Below are 1,507 nucleotides of genomic sequence, written 5' to 3' on the forward strand. Positions count from 1 at the left end.
TGCCTGAACAGCAGGCCCAGGTGCGCGCCGACATCGATGCACGCTGGAAGTCGCTACAGGCCGAGGTCCACCCGGATCGCTTTGCGTCGGAAGGCGCTGCCGCCCAGCGCCTGGCCATGCAGTGGGCCATGCGTGTCAACGAGGCCCACCAGCGTCTGCGCGACCCGCTCAGGCGCGCCGCCTATCTGTGCGAGCTGCGTGGTGCGCCGGTTCAAGCCGAGAACAACACGCAGATGCCCGCGGCCTTCCTGATGCAGCAGATGGAATGGCGTGAATCGCTTGACGACGCCGACGGCGAAGCCGCCCTCCAGGCACTGGACGACGACGCGGCGCAAGCCGAAACCTCTGCGCTTGCCACCGTGCAGCGTCTGCTCGACGAAGCCGGCGACGCGCCGGCTGCCGCATCCCAGGTCCGCGCGCTGATGTTCATCCAGCGCTTCCGTGCCGATATCGACCAGCGCCTCGCCGCGCTGGATGCCTGAACACCATGGCTCTTCTCCAAATCTCCGAACCCGGCGCGTCGCCCGACCCGCACCAGCGCCGCATCGCCGTGGGCATCGACCTCGGCACGACGCATTCACTSGTSGCCKCSGTKCGCMAYGGCGTGGCCGAATGCCTGCCYGACGAGCAGGGCAGGGTSATCCTGCCGTCCGCCGTGCGCTACCTGCCAGAAGGCCGCCGCCAGATCGGCGCTGACGCGCTCGCGGCCCAGGCCGAAGACCCCGAGAACACCATCGTTTCGGTCAAGCGCTTCATGGGCCGCGGCCTGGCCGACGTGGCCAACCGCGAGCAGCTGCCCTACCAGTTCGAGGACCGTCCCGGCATGTTGGCCATTGCCACGCGCGACGGCGTGAAGAGCCCGGTCGAGGTGTCCGCCGAGATTCTGGCTACGCTGCGTTTTCGCGCCGAGGACAGCTTTGTCGACGACCTGTTCGGTGCCGTCATCACGGTGCCGGCCTACTTCGATGACGCCCAGCGCCAGGCTACCAAGGACGCCGCCGAGCTGGCCGGCCTCAAGGTATTGCGCCTCATCAACGAGCCGACCGCTGCTGCCATCGCCTACGGCCTGGACAACGCCAGCGAAGGCTTGTACGCGGTCTACGACCTGGGTGGCGGCACCTTCGACATATCGTTGCTGCGCCTGACGCGCGGCGTGTTCGAGGTCGTCGCGACCGGCGGAGATGCGGCTCTGGGCGGCGATGACTTCGACCGCGTGCTGGCCGACTGGGCGCTCGCCGATCGCGTCGTCGAATCTGCGCATGACAAGCGCGCCGTCCTCGTCGCCGCACGTGCGGCCAAGGAGGCGCTGTCTGACGCTGACTCGACCGAATTGGTCGCTGCGCTGGACGCGGGTGAACTGCGCGTGATCGTTTCGCGCGAGCAGTTCGAGCAACTGGCCCAACCGCTGATCGCCAAGACGCTTTCGTCCGTGAAACGCGTGCTGCGCGACGCCAAGGTGAAAGCGGCTGACGTGGCCGGCACCGTGATGGTCGGCGGCTCCACGCGC

At 68.2% G+C, this 1,507-nt stretch carries 2 protein-coding genes; both read left to right on the plus strand.

The features are described from left to right. A partial coding sequence (gene hscB / locus ACXJKR_RS32300; protein WP_457326334.1) for a Fe-S protein assembly co-chaperone HscB occupies nucleotides 1-482 on the plus strand: 482 nt, incomplete at its 5' end. Nucleotides 483-487: 5 nt separating this feature from the next. Further along, a partial coding sequence (locus ACXJKR_RS32305; RefSeq protein ID WP_457326335.1) for an Hsp70 family protein occupies nucleotides 488-1,507 on the plus strand: 1,020 nt, incomplete at its 3' end.

The sequence above is a fragment of the Roseateles sp. P5_E11 genome (assembly GCF_054049355.1).